This is a genomic window from Williamsia sp. z34, from assembly GCF_059553395.1.
Window position 1 is genome coordinate 445,684 of sequence record NZ_JCANWW010000001.1, and the last position, 15,427, is coordinate 461,110.

The window sequence follows — 15,427 nt, forward strand, 5'->3', positions numbered from 1 at the left end:
GGGCTCGTGGTGTGACCAGGGCCTCGCCCAGTACGGTTTACCTCTGTGACACCACCTGCGTCCAGATCACGAGTTCCCAGCGTCGGCCGGCTCGGTCTGCTCGAACCGACGGCCACCTCGGACCTGGCCGAACTCGGCTGGGGCGACGAAGCGAGCATCGACCTGCTGTGGGCGTTGTCGCGCGCACCGAGCGCCGACATCGCCCTGCGCGCCCTGGTGCGTCTGCACAGTGCGGTCGAGTCGGAGTGGGCCGAGATCGACCGACTCCTGCGCACCGACCGGTGTTTCCGCGGGCGGTTGTTCGCGGTTCTGGGTTCGTCCACCGCGCTCGGTGATCACCTGGTCTCAGAGCCGCAGACCTGGCGACTGCTGACGCGCCCGGACCTACCCGGTCCCGATGAGGTCAGGCAGTTGATGCTGGACGCGGTCGGCGCCGAGCCGGAGCCGGGCTACAACGGCCACGAAACCGGCGCCACCGACGGGAATCTCGTCTTCCGTGCGCAGCTCACCGGCCCCAAGGCCGTTCCCGCGCTTCGGTTGGCCTATCGCAACCTGTTGGTGCAGTTGGCTGCTCGCGACCTGGCACCGACTGTCGAGGACGAGCCGGTCATGCGGTTCCGTGATGTGGGCGCTTACCTTGCCGACCTCGCCGACGCGGCTCTGACCGCGGCACTCGCGGTGGGGGTTGCGGAAGTCTGCGGCGACAAGCCGATGACATCGCGGATCGCGGTTGTGGCGATGGGCAAATGTGGTGCGCGAGAGCTGAACTACGTCAGCGATGTCGATGTCATCTTCGTCAGCGAGCCCGCCGATGCCGAGTCGAGCCGGATCGCGGGGGAGATGATGCGGGTCGGTTCCCTGGCCTTCTTCGAGGTCGATGCCGCCCTCCGTCCCGAAGGCAAGGCCGGTGCGCTGACCCGGACCCTCGAATCGCATCTGACCTATTACCGACGCTGGGCGAAGACCTGGGAGTTCCAGGCCCTGCTCAAGGCCCGGCCGATGACCGGCGACATGGAGCTCGGGCGTGACTACGTCGACGCCGTCAGCCCCATGGTCTGGGAGGCGTCGGAACGCGAGGACTTCGTTGTCGACGTGCAGGCGATGCGCCGTCGGGTGGAAGCCCAGCTACCCGAAGAGCTGCGGGTGCGTGAGATCAAGCTCGGTCGGGGCGGGCTGCGGGACGTGGAGTTCGCGGTCCAGTTGCTCCAGATGGTGCACGGACGCGTGGACGAATCGCTTCGGGTCAAGAGCACTGTCGAGGCGCTGACCGTTCTTCGAGATGGTGGCTACGTCGGTCGTGATGACGGCGCCAATCTCATTGCGTCGTATGAGTTCTTGCGGTTGCTGGAGCATTGCCTGCAGTTGCAGCGTCTCAAGCGGACCCACACCTTGCCGGAGTTCGAGGACTACGAGGCGATGCGCTGGCTCGCCCGGGCCGCCCACATCCGGCCCGAAGGCGACCTCGACGCCGGCGGCACACTGCGCGAGGAGATTCGCCGGCAGTCCTATCGGGTGCGCAAGCTGCACGAGAAGCTCTTCTATCGTCCGTTGCTCGAAGCGGTCACCCGTTTCGAAAAGGACGAGTTGCGGCTGTCGACCAGTTCGGCGGTCCGCCGACTCGCCGCTCTGGGGTACGGCAAACCCGAGAACGCCCTCGGGCACCTCAAGGCACTGGTCTCCACGGCCGGCCGGAAGGGCCAGATCCAGGAATTGCTCCTGCCGACGCTGCTCGAATGGCTCAGCCGCACACCCGATCCCGATGCCGGCCTGTTGAACTACCGGCGGTTGTGCGACGCGGCCGCGGACCGGGACTGGTTCCTGCGGCTACTCCGCGACGAAGGGGTTGTCGCCGAGCGCCTGATGACGGTGCTCGGTACCTCGGTGTATGCCGCGGAGTTGCTGATGCGGACGCCCGATGTCATCCGGCTCTACGCGGACGGGGCCAGTGGTCCCAAGCTGACCGAGGTCGACTCCGAGGATGTGGTGGCCGGCATGATCGCCTCGGCGACCCGCCACCGCGACGTCAAGATGGCGATCTCGGTCGCCCGTTCCCATCGCCGCGGGGAGCTCGCCCGGATCGCCTCGGCGGACCTCCTCGGAATGTATGACGTCCCACAGGTCTGTCGGGCGCTGTCGCTGGTGTGGGCCGGTGTGCTCAATGCCGCACTGCAGGTTGTCGTGAAAGCCTCTGTGGCCGAGCGTGGTTCGCCCGCCCCCGCGCGTATCGCCGTAATCGGGATGGGGCGACTCGGCGGAGGCGAACTCGGTTACGGATCCGACGCCGATGTGCTGTTCGTCTGTGAACCCGAAGAGGGCGTCGACGACGCCGAGGCGGTGCGGTGGGCCAACAGTGTCGCGGACAAGGTGCGGTCACTGCTCGGCACGCCCAGCGCCGACCCGCCACTGGAGGTCGACACCGGTTTGCGGCCGGAGGGGCGCAACGGTCCGGTGGTCCGTACGCTCGCGGCCTACGCGGCCTACTACGAGCAGTGGGCACAGGCCTGGGAGGTCCAGGCACTGCTGCGGGCCCACCAGGTGGCCGGTGACGAACAACTCGGTATCGCTTTCCTGCACATGGCCGACAAGATCCGTTACCCGTCCGGTGGTGTCTCGTCCGACGCGGTGAAGGAGATCCGCCGGATCAAGGCCCGCGTCGACGCCGAGCGGCTGCCACGCGGTGCCGATCCCGCGACCCACACGAAGCTCGGACGCGGCGGCCTGGCCGACGTCGAATGGACGGTGCAGCTGCTCCAGTTGCGGCATGCGCACCGGATCCCGGCGTTGCACAACACGTCGACCCTGGAGTGTCTCGACGCGATCGGTGCTGCCGAATTGCTCTCCGAAGAAGACGTGACACTCCTCAAACAGGCCTGGCTCACCGCGACAAAGGCGCGTAATGCGTTGGTGCTCGTGCGCGGCAAGGCCGTCGACCAGCTTCCCGGACCGGGAAAAGCATTGCGTGCGGTCGCTTTTGCCGCAGGCTGGCATGACGACGACTCCGGGGTGTTCCTGGACAACTACTTGCGGGTCACGCGCCGGGCCAAAGCCGTGGTGCTGAAAGTCTTCGGCGGGTGAGGCGGACTTCGGAACGACTTGCCGAGCGTGGTCCGGTGTTCAAGGTTCTGTACCTGGTTGCCGTGCTCCTCGGCTGGGCGTTGCTCGGCGCCGTGGTCGCGGCGATCTGGCTGCACTTCTATCCGGGCAAGGGGCGCGTTTCCACGGCCTTCGCCAGTGCGGTGCCGTGGCTCCTGCTCGCCGGCATCCCGGCGACCATCATCCTGGCCGTGACCAGACGCTGGCTCACCACGGCGCTGACGGTGATCCTGCTCGGGGTCGGTATCTGGACGCAGGCGCCGCTGTTCGTCGCCTCGGACGCACCGTCCGGCGAGCGCACGGTGGTGGTTCAGTCCAACATCACGCTCGGTGCGGCCAACGTCTCGGAGCTGGTGGCAAAGGTGCGGGCCAGTAAGGCGCATCTGCTCACGGTCGAGGAATTGACACCCGAAGCGCTCGAACGGATCGAGAAGACCGATTTGCGGAGTCTGTTGCCGTACGAGTTCGTCGTCCCCGGCGAAGGCGGCGTGGGCACCGGGATCTTCAGCCGGTATCCATTGCGAAACACCGCGGAGCTCAGCGACTTCGGGCTCAACAATCTGCGAGCCGAGGTCGACCTGCCGGGGGCTGCCAACACCACGGTGTTCGCCGTGCATCCGATTCCGCCCTATCCGCACGAACCGTGGCGCTGGGTCGAGGAGATGAAGCGTCTACGCGGGATCATCGGGTCGACGACCACCGAACGGGTGATCGTCAGCGGTGACTTCAACGCGACCTGGGACCACAAGCAGTTCCGGGAGTTGTTGACCGACGGATTCGCCGACGCCACCGATCAATCCGGAGCCGGATGGAAGATGACCTACCCGGCCGACCGGAGCTATCCGGCCCTGATCGGGATCGACCACGTGATCTCCCGCGGATTCACTGCGGTGGAGCTGGACAGTTTTGGGATCGAAGGTGCCGACCATCGCGGCCTGGTGGTATCACTTATACCTAACTGAGGTTGACCTAACTCCGGGATGTTCAACCGGTCGGCTCGAAAGAGGGGACGCGATGACTGAAACACCTGTTGCAGCGGGGACGACGATGGATCGGCTCCGTGCCGCAACGGCCAGTGCGCACACGCGTGCCGAAGGCGCAGCGTTCATCGGAAACCTCATGGAGGGTGAGCTCGACGTCGACGCCTACCGGGCGATGGCGGCACAGCAGTACTTCATCTACGAGGCGCTGGAATCGGTGTGTGATCAGCTGGTCGACGATCCCATCGCCGGTGCGGTGATGGACGAACGACTGCGCCGACTGCCGCGGCTCGCCGCCGATCTCGACGCGCTCGGGATCTCGGTGCCCGACATCGAGATGTTGCCTTCGACGGCGCAGTACGTGGCCTGCATCCGGGACGCTGCCGCGGATCCGGTTGCCTTTCTGGCACATCACTACACGCGGTACCTGGGCGACCTCTCGGGCGGTCAGATCGTGCGGAGCCGGCTGAAGCTGCACTACGGGATGACCGACGAGGTGCTGAGCTTCTACAACTTCGACATCGACAAACTGAAGCGGTTCAAGGATGCCTACGCCGAGTCGATCGACCGGTTGGACCTCGATGAGGAATCGGTGACGCGACTTCTCGATGAGGCAGTGCGGGCCTTCGGTTTCAACGAGGCGTTGTTCGCCGAACTGGGTGTGCACACCGGCTGAAGCGCCGATGATTTCCCGCCGATGATTTTCTCCGGGTGTGGTTGTCGATATGAGGGAAGTTCATTCGACGTGGGTGTAGGAATCACTCAACCGTGATTGTCGAACCACTCAACAAGGAGAATCACCATGCGCACCCTGATCGTCACTGCTTTTGTCTCGCTGGACGGAGTCATGGAGGCCCCGGGCGGCGAAGCGGGCTACCGGAACGCCGGCTGGACCTTCAAGGACGTCGAGTTCGACCCGGCGGCCTACGAGATCAAGGGCGCTGAACAGCAGGAGACCACCGCCCTGTTGCTGGGCCGGACCTCGTACGAGGCGTTTGCGCCGGTATGGCCCACGATGGACGACTTCGCCGGGTACAACGCGATGCCCCGGTACGTGGTCTCCACCACGCTGGAATCGGACGATGAGCGCTGGCCGGCCACGATTCTGAGGTCGGTCGATGAGGTGGCCGCGCTCAAGGAAACCGAGGGCGGGCCGATTGCGGTGCACGGCAGCGCGACTCTCGGTCGCAGCCTCGCCGACGCCGGCCTGGTCGACCGGTACCACCTGCTGGTGTTCCCGCTGCTACTCGGCGCGGGCAAGCGTCTGTTCAGCGATGCCGACAAGGACGCGACCAAGCTGAAGCTCACCGATCACGAGGTGTATGGCAACGGCATCAGCAAGCAGGTTTTCGAGGTCTTGCACTGAGCATCCGCACTGAGGGGAACCGGATCACCGGCCGTCGACGAGGATCGCGAACAATGCGCGGATGTCCTCGCTGGTCGGTGTCGGGAGGCTGGCGTGGCCGTGGATGAACCCGATGCCCGCATAGACAAGTAGACCGGCGCGCAATCGCGCGTCCTCTTCGCTGAGGTTCAGTTCGATCAGTGCTTCGCGAACGAGGTCGAAGATCCGGCGATCGAGTTCACGGACAGACTTGGCAACCTCGTCGTTCCGGAGCGCCCATTCCCTGATCGCGGCCTCTACCGACCAGTTGCGTTCGACCAGCATGCCGGCCATCTGCTCGAGCCTTTGATCAGCGGGGATGTTTTCGATGTCGGCCAGGCCGCGCAGGGCCTCGACCTGAGTGGTCTTCCAGTGATCGGCGAGCGCGTTCATCAGTGCGTTGATGTCCTCGAAGTGCCAGTAGAAACTGCCCTTCGTCACGCGGAGTTCTTCGCAGAGGCGGCTGATCTTGACCTGACCCACACCTTCGCGGATGAGGAGATCAAGGGCGGCCGCGAGCCAGTCCTGCATCGAGAGCCGTGAGCTCGTATCCCGCTTCGGTCCGGTGGCCAATTACCGCGCCTGCCAATCGCATCCAGCAGAGATGTCGTGATTCGGGAGCATGAATTCGATCATACGGCGATAGTTCGGCGGGCGACTTCGCCCATACCATGCAGTAGGGTGGTGTGACGGCCGCCTCAATCGGGGCGGATCGGAGGTCGGGTGAATTTGAGCAAGCAGATCGATCGCCGTACCGCACTACGAGGTGCGGCAGTCGCGGCCGCAGCAGGCTTCGTTGCGACCCGCACAGGCGTTGCCGGTGCGGCGCCGCCGATTCCGGATCCGCCATTCGACAGCCCGCTTCTCTTTCATTCGCCGCCGATGCGCAAGTTTGTCGACGAGATGCCTCGACCTCCGGTGATCAGTGGCAGCGAATTGCACCTGACAGCCAGGACCACGCGCGCCAAGTTCCACGCCGATCTGCCCGCCTCGCCGGCTTTCGGGTTCAACGACATGCCGTATCTGGGCCCGACGATTGAGGCGCACGTTGATGAGCCGGGTGTCGTCACCCTCACAAATGCCATTGAGGGCCATCCTTTTGGCGTCGATCTGGATACATCGCTTCACGGTGTCGCCGAGTCGTGGCGAACGCGTCCGCCGACGAACCTTCATCTCCACGGAGGGGTCAGCGCACCCGACAGCGATGGACATCCGCAGCGAGTCTTGCTGCCGGGTGGCGGGACGGCAACTCACTTCTTCCCGCATCGACAGGAAGCCGGCCACCTCTGGTACCACGACCACGCGATGGGCATCACGCGTGCCAACGTGGCTGCGGGACTGGCCGGTATGTACTTTTTGCGAGACGGCTACGACACCGGCCGGGAGAACAACCCGCTGGGTCTTCCCGCCGGAGACCACGAGATGCCACTGATCCTGCAGGAGAAGCTGTTCGGCGCGGACGGGTTCCAGAGCCTTCGCTCGACTCTGTTTGTGCCGGAGGGTGGTTGGGAGGGTGGTGCGGTCGGCGACGTCGGTCTGGTCAATGGCAAGGCCTGGCCGCAATTGGAAGTCGATCGTGGGCTCTATCGCTTCCGGCTCATCAATGCCGCATCCTTCAGTGTGTGGAATCTGTTCTTCTCCAACAAGATGCAGTTCTGGGTGATCGGCAACGACCATGGGCTGTTGGGCGCTCCGGAACCTGTCCGCTCGATCAAAGTCGCCCCGGCCGAACGCTTTGACCTGTTGGTCGACTTCTCCGGAATGTCTGCTGGCGAAACCGTGGACCTCTGCAATGACGAGGCGCCGCCATTCCAGGCCAAGATCCTGGGCGCTGTGGCAATGCCCGTGTTCTGCCGCTTCAAGTCCACTGGCAGGGCGGGTTTCACCCAGCCGGTTCCGACGGAACTCCGTGGTGGGTATGGCCTGCCAGAGGCGTTGCCGCCGTTGGCAAAGCCGACATCGCAGCGCACTGTCACGGTCAGCCAGCCCTACGCGCTCCGAAATCCGCCTGCCATCATGTCGCTCAACAACCTTCGGTTCTCGGATCCGCAGATCGAGGCGCCGAAGCAGGGGACCACCGAGATCTGGAACATTGTGAACATCACCGATGATCCGCATCCGATCCATATCCACCTGGTGACGTTCCGCATTCTCGGCCGCACCCCGCTGCGGACCGTCGAATATCAGGCGGCACATCCGCAGCCGGCAATCGGCGTGAAGTGGACACCCGATCCGGCCGGCTTCCTCGCCGGCCCGATGGTGGTACCTGCGCGATGGGAAGCCGGCTGGAAAGACACCGTACGGGTCGATCCGGGAACCGTGACCAGGATCGTTGTCCGCTTCCCGACCGCCGAAGAACTCCAATTCGATCCCGATGCGACCTTCTCTTCCGACCCGACCGCTTTGCCGGTGAATCTCCCTGTCGCTGGGCCCCCCGTTGTGGATGATCCTGTTGCCGTGGAGGAAGGACCGGCCCTTCCTGCTCCGGCTCCTGCTCCGGCTGCGCCCTCGCATCATCAGCACTCCGATGAGCACGGCGGCACACCGGCGATGCTGCAAGGCTATGTCTGGCACTGCCACCTTCTCGATCACGAAGATCACGACATGATGCTCAGGTTCCGGACGGTCGAATAACCGTTGCAATTGCCTAGCGTCAGAACGTCGGCGGTGGTTCGTTCCTTCCTCGTCCTTCGCGGCGTTCCCGGTTGAGTTGCTCTGCCTGTTCGCGCTGGCGGCGGTTGGCGAGTCGTTCTTGTTGCCGGCGTGCATGTTTGGCAGCAGTGCGCGGCTGAGATCTTGGCGGTGATGTTGGCGGCGATGTTTTCGGTGAGCCGCGTTGGTTGTCGAAGACGATGAACCTCAGTGTCGGGAACAGGTCGTCGCCGGTCCAGCCCGGACCGTGATAGTGCCGGCGTTCGGGTGTGGTGAAGATCAGCCGGGTCCGTCCGGTCTTGGGGTCGGGGTACTGGTCGTCGAGCCAGTCGGAGTAGGTCTTGAGCAGGTGGTGAAAACGGCAGAGCGCCTTCATCTCTGAGGGATGGGTGCAGCCACCGGTATCGGGGTCGTTGTGGTTGTACTCGCAGGTGTGGTCCAGGTCCGCGCCCCAGGCCTTGTGCTCACAGCCGGGCCACATGCAGTAGACGTCGCGGATCCGGAGGAAACTGTCGAGCACAGCTGACGGCCGGTACTGGTCACCGGGTTGGGTGGCCGGCAGCGGAATCACCTGCGGGAACGGCGCCGCGACGATCGCGCTGTCGTTGCTGCCGGCGGGAAGGTTTTCGGCAGGTGGGTTCTGCGGTCCACGCATGTACACGGTCGGCCGCTTCGGCTTCGGCGTCTCCGGCTCGGGCTGCGCCGGAGCCGGCGCAGGTTTGTTGCCCATCGGCCGCTGCACCGTTTCCGGGCGAGCCGCGATATCACGAACATGATCGCCGGAGACGACACCGTGTCCGTCCATGAAGCCTGGATTCTCGGCGCGACCATCGACGGTGGCCTGATCAGCGATCACATGCAGCACGATCTTCACATCCACACCCGTAACCCACCTGTCCGGCAGGAACGGTGATGATCTCAGCGGTGCACGGATGCTTCGGATCATTCGGGCATTCACACATGAACTCGCGGCCCATCACCGTGGCGAACAACGCATCCGCCATCCGATCAGACTTGCGCCGCGGATCAGCCTTACAGGTGGCCATCGCCAGCTTTTCCAACCTGGCCATGATCAACGTCAATTCCTCAGCGGTGGAATGCGCATCCAAAACCGCCATGCCATGTTCAGTGTTGTTGGCCCACACCCCGCGATTGTTTTTCGCATCCTCCCGGTTCTTACGAACCAGATCCGGATCCCGGCGAAAGATGATCGCATCGACCATGTCCCGCATCCGGGACTTCGACCACGACCCCCGCCGACCCAGCGCCTCGGCGATCCCACGATCGATATCAGCCATATGGGCTGAGCCCTCGATCAACTCCGTGCGGGCGATGATGTCAGGAATATGGTGCGCGGCGATCCGGCCGGCCTTCAGCAACGCATTGACCGCAGGCAAGCGATCGCGCAACGCCACCCCACGATTGATCTGCAACTCCGCAGTCCGCTGCGTCAACCCCTGTGCGGCAGACAATCTCGCCGCACACTGCGCGAACGGATCAAGGGCGCGCATCTCCGCCTCAGACCCGGCAGTGGGCTCGACGAGATGTCGGTGCAGCATTGCCGCAGCGGCGTACCGCTCCCACTCCATCCGCGACTGCTGGGCCATCGCGAGCTCGGTGTTACGCAACAACTCATTGACACCCAGCGACTCGACAGGGCCGATTTCATCGTCCCCACCTGAGTCTTCGATCTCCCCCTCGAACATACATTTGATTCTAGACGGGGGGTATGACAGACGACGGAGTTTTGAATACGGGGGTTGGCGTGGAGGTCACCTCGGCGAGGTCGCTTGTAGCCGGAAGCCTGACGCTGGAGTCATTGCGGCGCGCCATAACTCAGGCGACGACCGTCAAGGTCGACTTCGGTAAAGCTCTGACTTCTTGTCGGAGTCGATCATCGGGTCCGACTCCACGTGGTGGATGTGTTCGTTGCCAGCGCTCAAGAACATACCCTGCGGTATGGTACGGTCACGAAATGTGATCTGGATCGCACATGCGATTGAGTTTCCCGATCACCAGTTGTGCCACGCCGAAACAGGAAGTGAGCCCAGGGTTGACGATCGGTGACAGTTTTCAGCGAATACCGTTCGAACCCGCCACGGATGGGCGGGTGGAGAGTCATTCGGGGCTGACCCGTCACTATCCGACATTGCCCGCCAATTTTGTGGCACCAGAAGGTCACTCGAAGCGGGTGGGTCTGATCATGGCTCATCCCGCGTCCAACTTCCTGACCCACTTTCTACTCCGCGGGTTTGCTGAGGCCGGCGTCCCGATCATGGGGATCAATACGCGCTACAGCACCAATGAGCCCGCCTTGATCATGGAACGGGCCGCTCTGGACCTCGGTTGTGGTGTGCGGTGGATGCGCGAAGAGCTGGGCTTCGAGAAAGTTGTCATCCTCGGATTCAGCGGCGGGGGATCGTTGGCTGCGTTCTACCAGGCCCAAGCGCTGGACAACGATGTCACGCAGACGCCTGCGGGCGATCCGGTCGACCTGTCCGGGCTCGTGCCCGCTGACGGTCTTGTCCTGATCGGAGCGCACCCGGGCCGGGCGCGGGTGCTGCGACACTGGATCGATGGTTCCGTGGTCGACGAGGCGAATCCCTTTGAGACAGACGAGCACCTGAATCTCTACAACCCGGCACGGACGGCTCCGCTGGATCCGGACTGGGTGGCGGAATACCGCGACGCACAGCTTCGCCGGATCCGCCGGATCGATGCGTGGGCACTCGACCAGCTCGCGGTGCTCGACCGGAATGGCGCTGCCGATCGGGCATTTGTTGTTCATCGCACCGTAGGCGACCCGCGATTTGTCGACCTTACGATCGATCCCAGCGACCGGGCGACCGGGAGTATGTACGGCGACCCCGCCTCAGCGAACATGGCGGCCGGTGGCTTGGCCCGGTTCAGCACCGTCCGATCATGGCTGAGCACTTGGAGTTTCGATCGCACCAACGCCGATGCGCTGCGCAACCTGAAGACTGTCACGACGCCGACCACGGTTGTGTGTCTGCGCGCCGATCAGGCTGCATTCGTCAGTGACTCGCGGGACATGTACGAGGCGTCGGCGGATCCGCAAGCGTCGCTGGTGGAGCTCGACAACCTCAACCATTACCTCGTCGATCAACCCGGTGGCCTGCCGATGATCGTCGAAGACCTCAAAGCCTGGCTCATCAAGCGTGAACTTGCAGAGGGGTTCGACGGAAAGGGGTTCGAATCATGACCATCGACGAAACCGTCACTGCAGCTGCTGTATCCGCCCTCGCCAACGGAAGGCATCCGACGGCGTTCCGCTACGAGGAGGGGATGAACTCGCCGGGTGTCCGGCGGGCGCAGGCGGTGGTACGCAGGCTCTTCCGGGCCGAGATGTTCCCGACGCAGCAACAGATCCACGACATCTGTGAGGACATGTTCACGGCGGATCCCGTCGCGGAACGTTTTGTCGACGAGGTGTTCTACGGAGAGATCGGACCCGCCCGCGGACGGGCGATGCTGCAACAGGCCTTGGCCGAGGGCATTTCGGCGGTCACTGATCCGCCGGAGTCGATGGTGGCCCTGTTCGACGAGTTCGAGCACGTGCCGGACTGGGTGGATCCTGAAATCGTCGAACGGGGTGCGGCGATCTGGCGGCGTTGGGGCACAATGCTGTTCAGTGTTGCCGGCGGGATAACTCTCGAGATGTACACCGAATCGTCGGTGGCGACCCCGCTGTCGCTGGCCGGTGGGTACGCCGGTGACAACGCGTTGCGCAGATTCCTCGAGACGGCTCGGTTCTGGATCGACGTCTCGGAACCGCACGCGTTGCTGACCCGCGGCAGCAAAGGCCGGGAGACGGCAATGCTGGTGCGGGTGATGCACGTGTCGGTGCGCCGGCGGGTGGCGGAACATCCGGAATGGGACACCGCGAAGTGGGGGATCCCGATCAGTCAGACCTACATGCTGCTGACCCTGCTCGGCGGCAGCGTGGCACCGGCTCTCGCCCTGCGGCTGGTCGGAATACAGACGCCGGCAAGAGAGATACGCGACCTGATCCACTTCCAGAAGTACATGGGTCACGTGCTCGGTGTGCGGACCAGATGGCACCCGGAGACCATTGCCGACTCGTTGCGACTCCTTCTGCTGGTCGCAGTGTCGCGCAGTGACGATGCGGGTGAGCACGGTGCCGAGCTCATCGAATCGTTCCCCAGAGCGTTCGCGCCGCGATATGGGCATACCGGAGTGAAGAAGCTCCGGGAGCAGTACAACGGCATGATCTATTCGGCGTATTCAGCAGTCTTCATGATGCCGTGGACGCGAAAGAAGTACGACATGCCCAGTGCGGTCCCTGGACTACTGTGGCTGGTCGCGCGGCTACCGGCGGTGACGGTCTACGAACTCCTGCGACGACTGATTCCCCCGTTGGCCCGGCACCACGAAAAGCTCATGCGCCGTCATCGGGAGAACTGGTATCGCGCACAGATGGACGGCCGGGAATCAGAGTTCGACGCCTCGGGGGCGCTGCGCCGATGACTGCGTCGAACATCAGGCCAGAACTGCAGTACCTGACCGGTTTCGGCAATGAGCACTGGTCCGAGGCGATACCCGGTGCGCTGGTCACCGGCCAGAACTCGCCACAACGCGCGCCGATGGGGCTGTACGCGGAACAGATCTCGGGCACCGCGTTCACCGAGCCCCGAACGATCAACCGGCGCACGTGGATGTACCGGATCATGCCGAGCGCAGCGCACCGCCCGTTCACCCGTGTCGACGACGGCAGAATGCGTAGTGCGCCGATCAGCGAACCTGCTGACCCGAACCGGCTGCGTTGGGATCCGTTGCCGGCGCCGACCGGGCCGGTCGATTTCCTCGATGGCATCCATACCGTCGCTGCCAACGGTGATGTGTTGACACGCAACGGAATCGCTGTGCATCTGTACTCGGCAACGACGTCGATGACCGACCGCTACTTCTCGAACGCCGACGGTGAACTGCTGATCGTGCCGCAATCCGGTGAACTGACGGTCCGCACCGAACTCGGGGTGCTCGGCGTCGGTCCGGGTGAGATCGTGGTCATCGGACGGGGCATCAAGTTCTCCGTCGACATCGCCGACGACCTGGTATCGGGGTACATCTGCGAGAACTACGGCGCCTACTTCGAACTGCCGGAGATGGGGCCGATCGGTGCCAATGGTCTGGCCCATGCGCGGCACTTCCATCATCCCGTTGCCGCTTTCGAGGACGTCGCGCGCAATGTGCAGTGGGTCAACAAGTTCGGTGGGCATCTGTGGGCCACCGACCTGGATCATTCGCCGCTGGACGTGGTGGCGTGGCACGGCAGCCACGGCGTCTACAAATATGACCTGTCGCAGTTCAACGTGATGGGGACGCTCGGCTGGGACCATCCCGACCCGTCGATCTTCACGGTCCTGACGTCGGTGTCAGAACGGCCCGGGCAGGCGAACGTCGATTTCGTGGCCTTCCCGCCGCGCTGGGTGGTGGGGGAGCACACGTTCCGGCCGCCGCACTTTCATCGCAACGTGATGACCGAGTTCATGGGGCTCATCCACGGCGTTCACGATTCGAAGGCAGAGGGCTTCGTCCCCGGTGGATCGAGTCTGCACAACATGTTCGCCGCGCACGGACCAGACCTGCAGACCTTCGAAGCCGGAAGCAATGCGGAACTCGCACCGCAAAAGTTCGACAACTCATTGGCTTTCATGTTCGAGACCCGGTGGCCGCTGGTCGTCACCGAGTTCGCCATGGCGGCCGCACATCGGCAGAACGACTACGACGGCGTCTGGTCCGGTCTGCGCCGCAACTTTCAACCATCGACAAGGGAGTCCTCATGACAGCTGCAGCAGTCCGGCCGAAATCACCCGTGCTCCCCGAGGCGGGGCTGCGGATCGGGGGACAGGTACGTCCGTCATCCGGTGGACAGACCTATCAATCCATCAATCCGGCCGATGAGTCACTGGTTGTCGAACTCCCGGCGGGCAATGCCGCTGATATCGACGAGGCCGTCGGTGTTGCCCGCGCACAGTTCGAAGAGGGGCCGTGGGCAACCATGCCCGCGCATGAGCGGGGCCGGGTGCTGACCCGGGTGGCGGACCTCATCGAGGCCGATGCAGAGAACATCTCGGCGCTGGAATCGATCGAGATGGGCAAGCTGTACGTGGATACGGTGAACGGGGACGTGCCGGCCGCGGCCGCCGTCTTCCGGCATTTCGCGGGGTGGGCCGACAAGATCGGCGGATCCACTGCGCAGCTGCCGGACATCGCCGGGCAGCACCGGTTCGGCTTCACCCTGCGACAGCCGGTGGGCGTGGTCGGTGCGATCACCCCCTGGAACAACCCGCTGGTCATCGCCGCGTGGAAGCTGGCTCCGGCCCTGGCCGCCGGGTGTACCGCGGTCGTCAAGCCCGCCGAGGACGCGTCGCTGTCGACCATTCGCCTGGCCGAATTGTTCAGCGAGGCAGGACTTCCGGATGGTGTACTCAACGTGGTCACCGGACTCGGTGACGAAGCCGGTGCTGCGCTCGCCGGACACGCCGGTATCGACAAGATCTCGTTCACCGGGTCGGCGCGGGTCGGCAAACAGATCCAGCCGCTGGCCGGTGACAAGTTCCGCAAGATGACATTGGAGCTCGGTGGGAAATCGCCGCAGCTCATCTTCGCGGACGCCGATCTGGACGCCTCGATGTTCTGGATCGCGATGGGCAACTTCTACCACCAGGGGCAGGTGTGCGCGGCCGGTACCCGGGTCCTGGTCCACGAGTCGATCGCCGACCAGGTCGTCGAGGGATTGACCGCAGCAGCGCGCGCTGCGGTGATCGGCGACCCGATGGACCCGTCGAGCACGATGGGAACGATCGTGAACGAAAAGCAACTCAACCGGGTGATGGGTTACATCGAGAAGGGTAAGCAGGAAGCGGAGCTGATCACCGGCGGCAACCGGATCGACGGTCCGGGCTTCTTCGTCGAACCGACCGTGTTCCGCGGTACCAACGACCTGACGATCGCCCGCGAGGAAATCTTCGGCCCGGTTGCCATGGTCATCACCTTCCGCGACACCGATGAGGCTGTGCGCCTTGCCAATGCAACCAAGTACGGGCTCAACGCGATGATCTACACCTCGAGCCTGTCCACCGCACACTCGGTGATCCCGCGGCTCCGGGTGGGCATGGTGTGGGTGAACGGCTGGGGCGTGCCGGAGCCGCAGCTTCCGTGGGGTGGTCGCGAGGCCAGCGGCTATGGCCGCGAACTCGGCCAGGCCGGTCTGCTGGCACATACCGAAGAAAAGACCGTCCACCTGGCGTTCTGATCCGGGTCAAAATCGGTC

The 15,427-nt window shown here is 64.1% G+C and carries 12 protein-coding genes; 9 read left to right on the forward strand and 3 right to left on the reverse strand.

Features of this window, described 5'->3' with window-relative positions:
- Positions 1-45 precede the first annotated feature (45 nt).
- The 4 genes from AC51GT_RS02160 (at position 46) to AC51GT_RS02175 (ending at position 5,439) form a co-directional block, all read left to right on the forward strand.
- On the forward strand, positions 46-3,075 hold the full coding sequence (locus tag AC51GT_RS02160) for a bifunctional [glutamine synthetase] adenylyltransferase/[glutamine synthetase]-adenylyl-L-tyrosine phosphorylase (RefSeq protein WP_496327698.1): 3,030 nt from the start codon (positions 46-48) through the stop codon (positions 3,073-3,075).
- On the forward strand, positions 3,072-4,055 hold the full coding sequence (locus AC51GT_RS02165; RefSeq protein ID WP_496327699.1) for an endonuclease/exonuclease/phosphatase family protein: 984 nt from the start codon (positions 3,072-3,074) through the stop codon (positions 4,053-4,055). The genes AC51GT_RS02160 and AC51GT_RS02165 overlap by 4 nt, the downstream gene beginning before the upstream one ends.
- 52 nt (positions 4,056-4,107) lie before the next feature.
- The gene (locus tag AC51GT_RS02170; RefSeq protein ID WP_496327700.1) at positions 4,108-4,749 is read left to right on the forward strand and encodes a biliverdin-producing heme oxygenase; all 642 of its coding nucleotides are present in this window, start codon (positions 4,108-4,110) and stop codon (positions 4,747-4,749) included.
- A 126-nt stretch (positions 4,750-4,875) separates the two neighbouring features.
- On the forward strand, positions 4,876-5,439 hold the full coding sequence (locus AC51GT_RS02175; protein WP_496327701.1) for a dihydrofolate reductase family protein: 564 nt from the start codon (positions 4,876-4,878) through the stop codon (positions 5,437-5,439).
- Positions 5,440-5,463: 24 nt separating this feature from the next.
- Here AC51GT_RS02175 and AC51GT_RS02180 read toward each other — a convergent pair whose 3' ends face one another.
- Entirely contained in the window at positions 5,464-6,030 is a 567-nt protein-coding gene (locus tag AC51GT_RS02180; RefSeq protein WP_496327702.1) for a TetR/AcrR family transcriptional regulator, read from the reverse strand.
- Between the two features lie 156 nt (positions 6,031-6,186).
- Between AC51GT_RS02180 and AC51GT_RS02185 the strand changes: the two genes are divergently transcribed.
- Positions 6,187-8,091 (forward strand): multicopper oxidase family protein, encoded by a 1,905-nt coding sequence (locus tag AC51GT_RS02185; protein ID WP_496327996.1) that lies wholly within the window; start codon positions 6,187-6,189, stop codon positions 8,089-8,091.
- Positions 8,092-8,110: 19 nt separating this feature from the next.
- On the opposite strand, the gene AC51GT_RS02190 is transcribed toward AC51GT_RS02185, so the two are convergent.
- Together AC51GT_RS02190 and AC51GT_RS02195 are read right to left on the reverse strand one after the other, a co-directional pair.
- Positions 8,111-8,989 (reverse strand): HNH endonuclease signature motif containing protein, encoded by an 879-nt coding sequence (locus AC51GT_RS02190; RefSeq protein WP_496327703.1) that lies wholly within the window; start codon positions 8,987-8,989, stop codon positions 8,111-8,113.
- Positions 8,955-9,815 carry a DUF222 domain-containing protein gene (locus AC51GT_RS02195; RefSeq protein ID WP_496327704.1) on the reverse strand — a complete coding sequence of 287 codons (861 nt, stop codon included), beginning with the start codon at positions 9,813-9,815 and terminating at the stop codon, positions 8,955-8,957. Before AC51GT_RS02195 ends, AC51GT_RS02190 begins: the two co-directional genes overlap by 35 nt.
- 404 nt (positions 9,816-10,219) lie before the next feature.
- On the opposite strand from AC51GT_RS02195, the gene AC51GT_RS02200 reads away from it, so the two are divergent.
- From AC51GT_RS02200 to AC51GT_RS02215, 4 genes are read left to right on the forward strand one after another with little or no spacing between them, the layout of a single operon-like run.
- Positions 10,220-11,332 carry an alpha/beta hydrolase gene (locus AC51GT_RS02200; protein WP_496327705.1) on the forward strand — a complete coding sequence of 371 codons (1,113 nt, stop codon included), beginning with the start codon at positions 10,220-10,222 and terminating at the stop codon, positions 11,330-11,332.
- Positions 11,329-12,618 (forward strand): oxygenase MpaB family protein, encoded by a 1,290-nt coding sequence (locus AC51GT_RS02205; RefSeq protein ID WP_496327706.1) that lies wholly within the window; start codon positions 11,329-11,331, stop codon positions 12,616-12,618. The genes AC51GT_RS02200 and AC51GT_RS02205 overlap by 4 nt, the downstream gene beginning before the upstream one ends.
- Positions 12,615-13,937, forward strand: coding sequence for a homogentisate 1,2-dioxygenase (gene hmgA / locus AC51GT_RS02210; RefSeq protein ID WP_496327707.1), 1,323 nt, complete (start codon positions 12,615-12,617; stop codon positions 13,935-13,937). Before AC51GT_RS02205 ends, hmgA begins: the two co-directional genes overlap by 4 nt.
- Positions 13,934-15,409 carry an aldehyde dehydrogenase family protein gene (locus tag AC51GT_RS02215; protein ID WP_496327708.1) on the forward strand — a complete coding sequence of 492 codons (1,476 nt, stop codon included), beginning with the start codon at positions 13,934-13,936 and terminating at the stop codon, positions 15,407-15,409. Before hmgA ends, AC51GT_RS02215 begins: the two co-directional genes overlap by 4 nt.
- Positions 15,410-15,427: the final 18 nt, after the last annotated feature.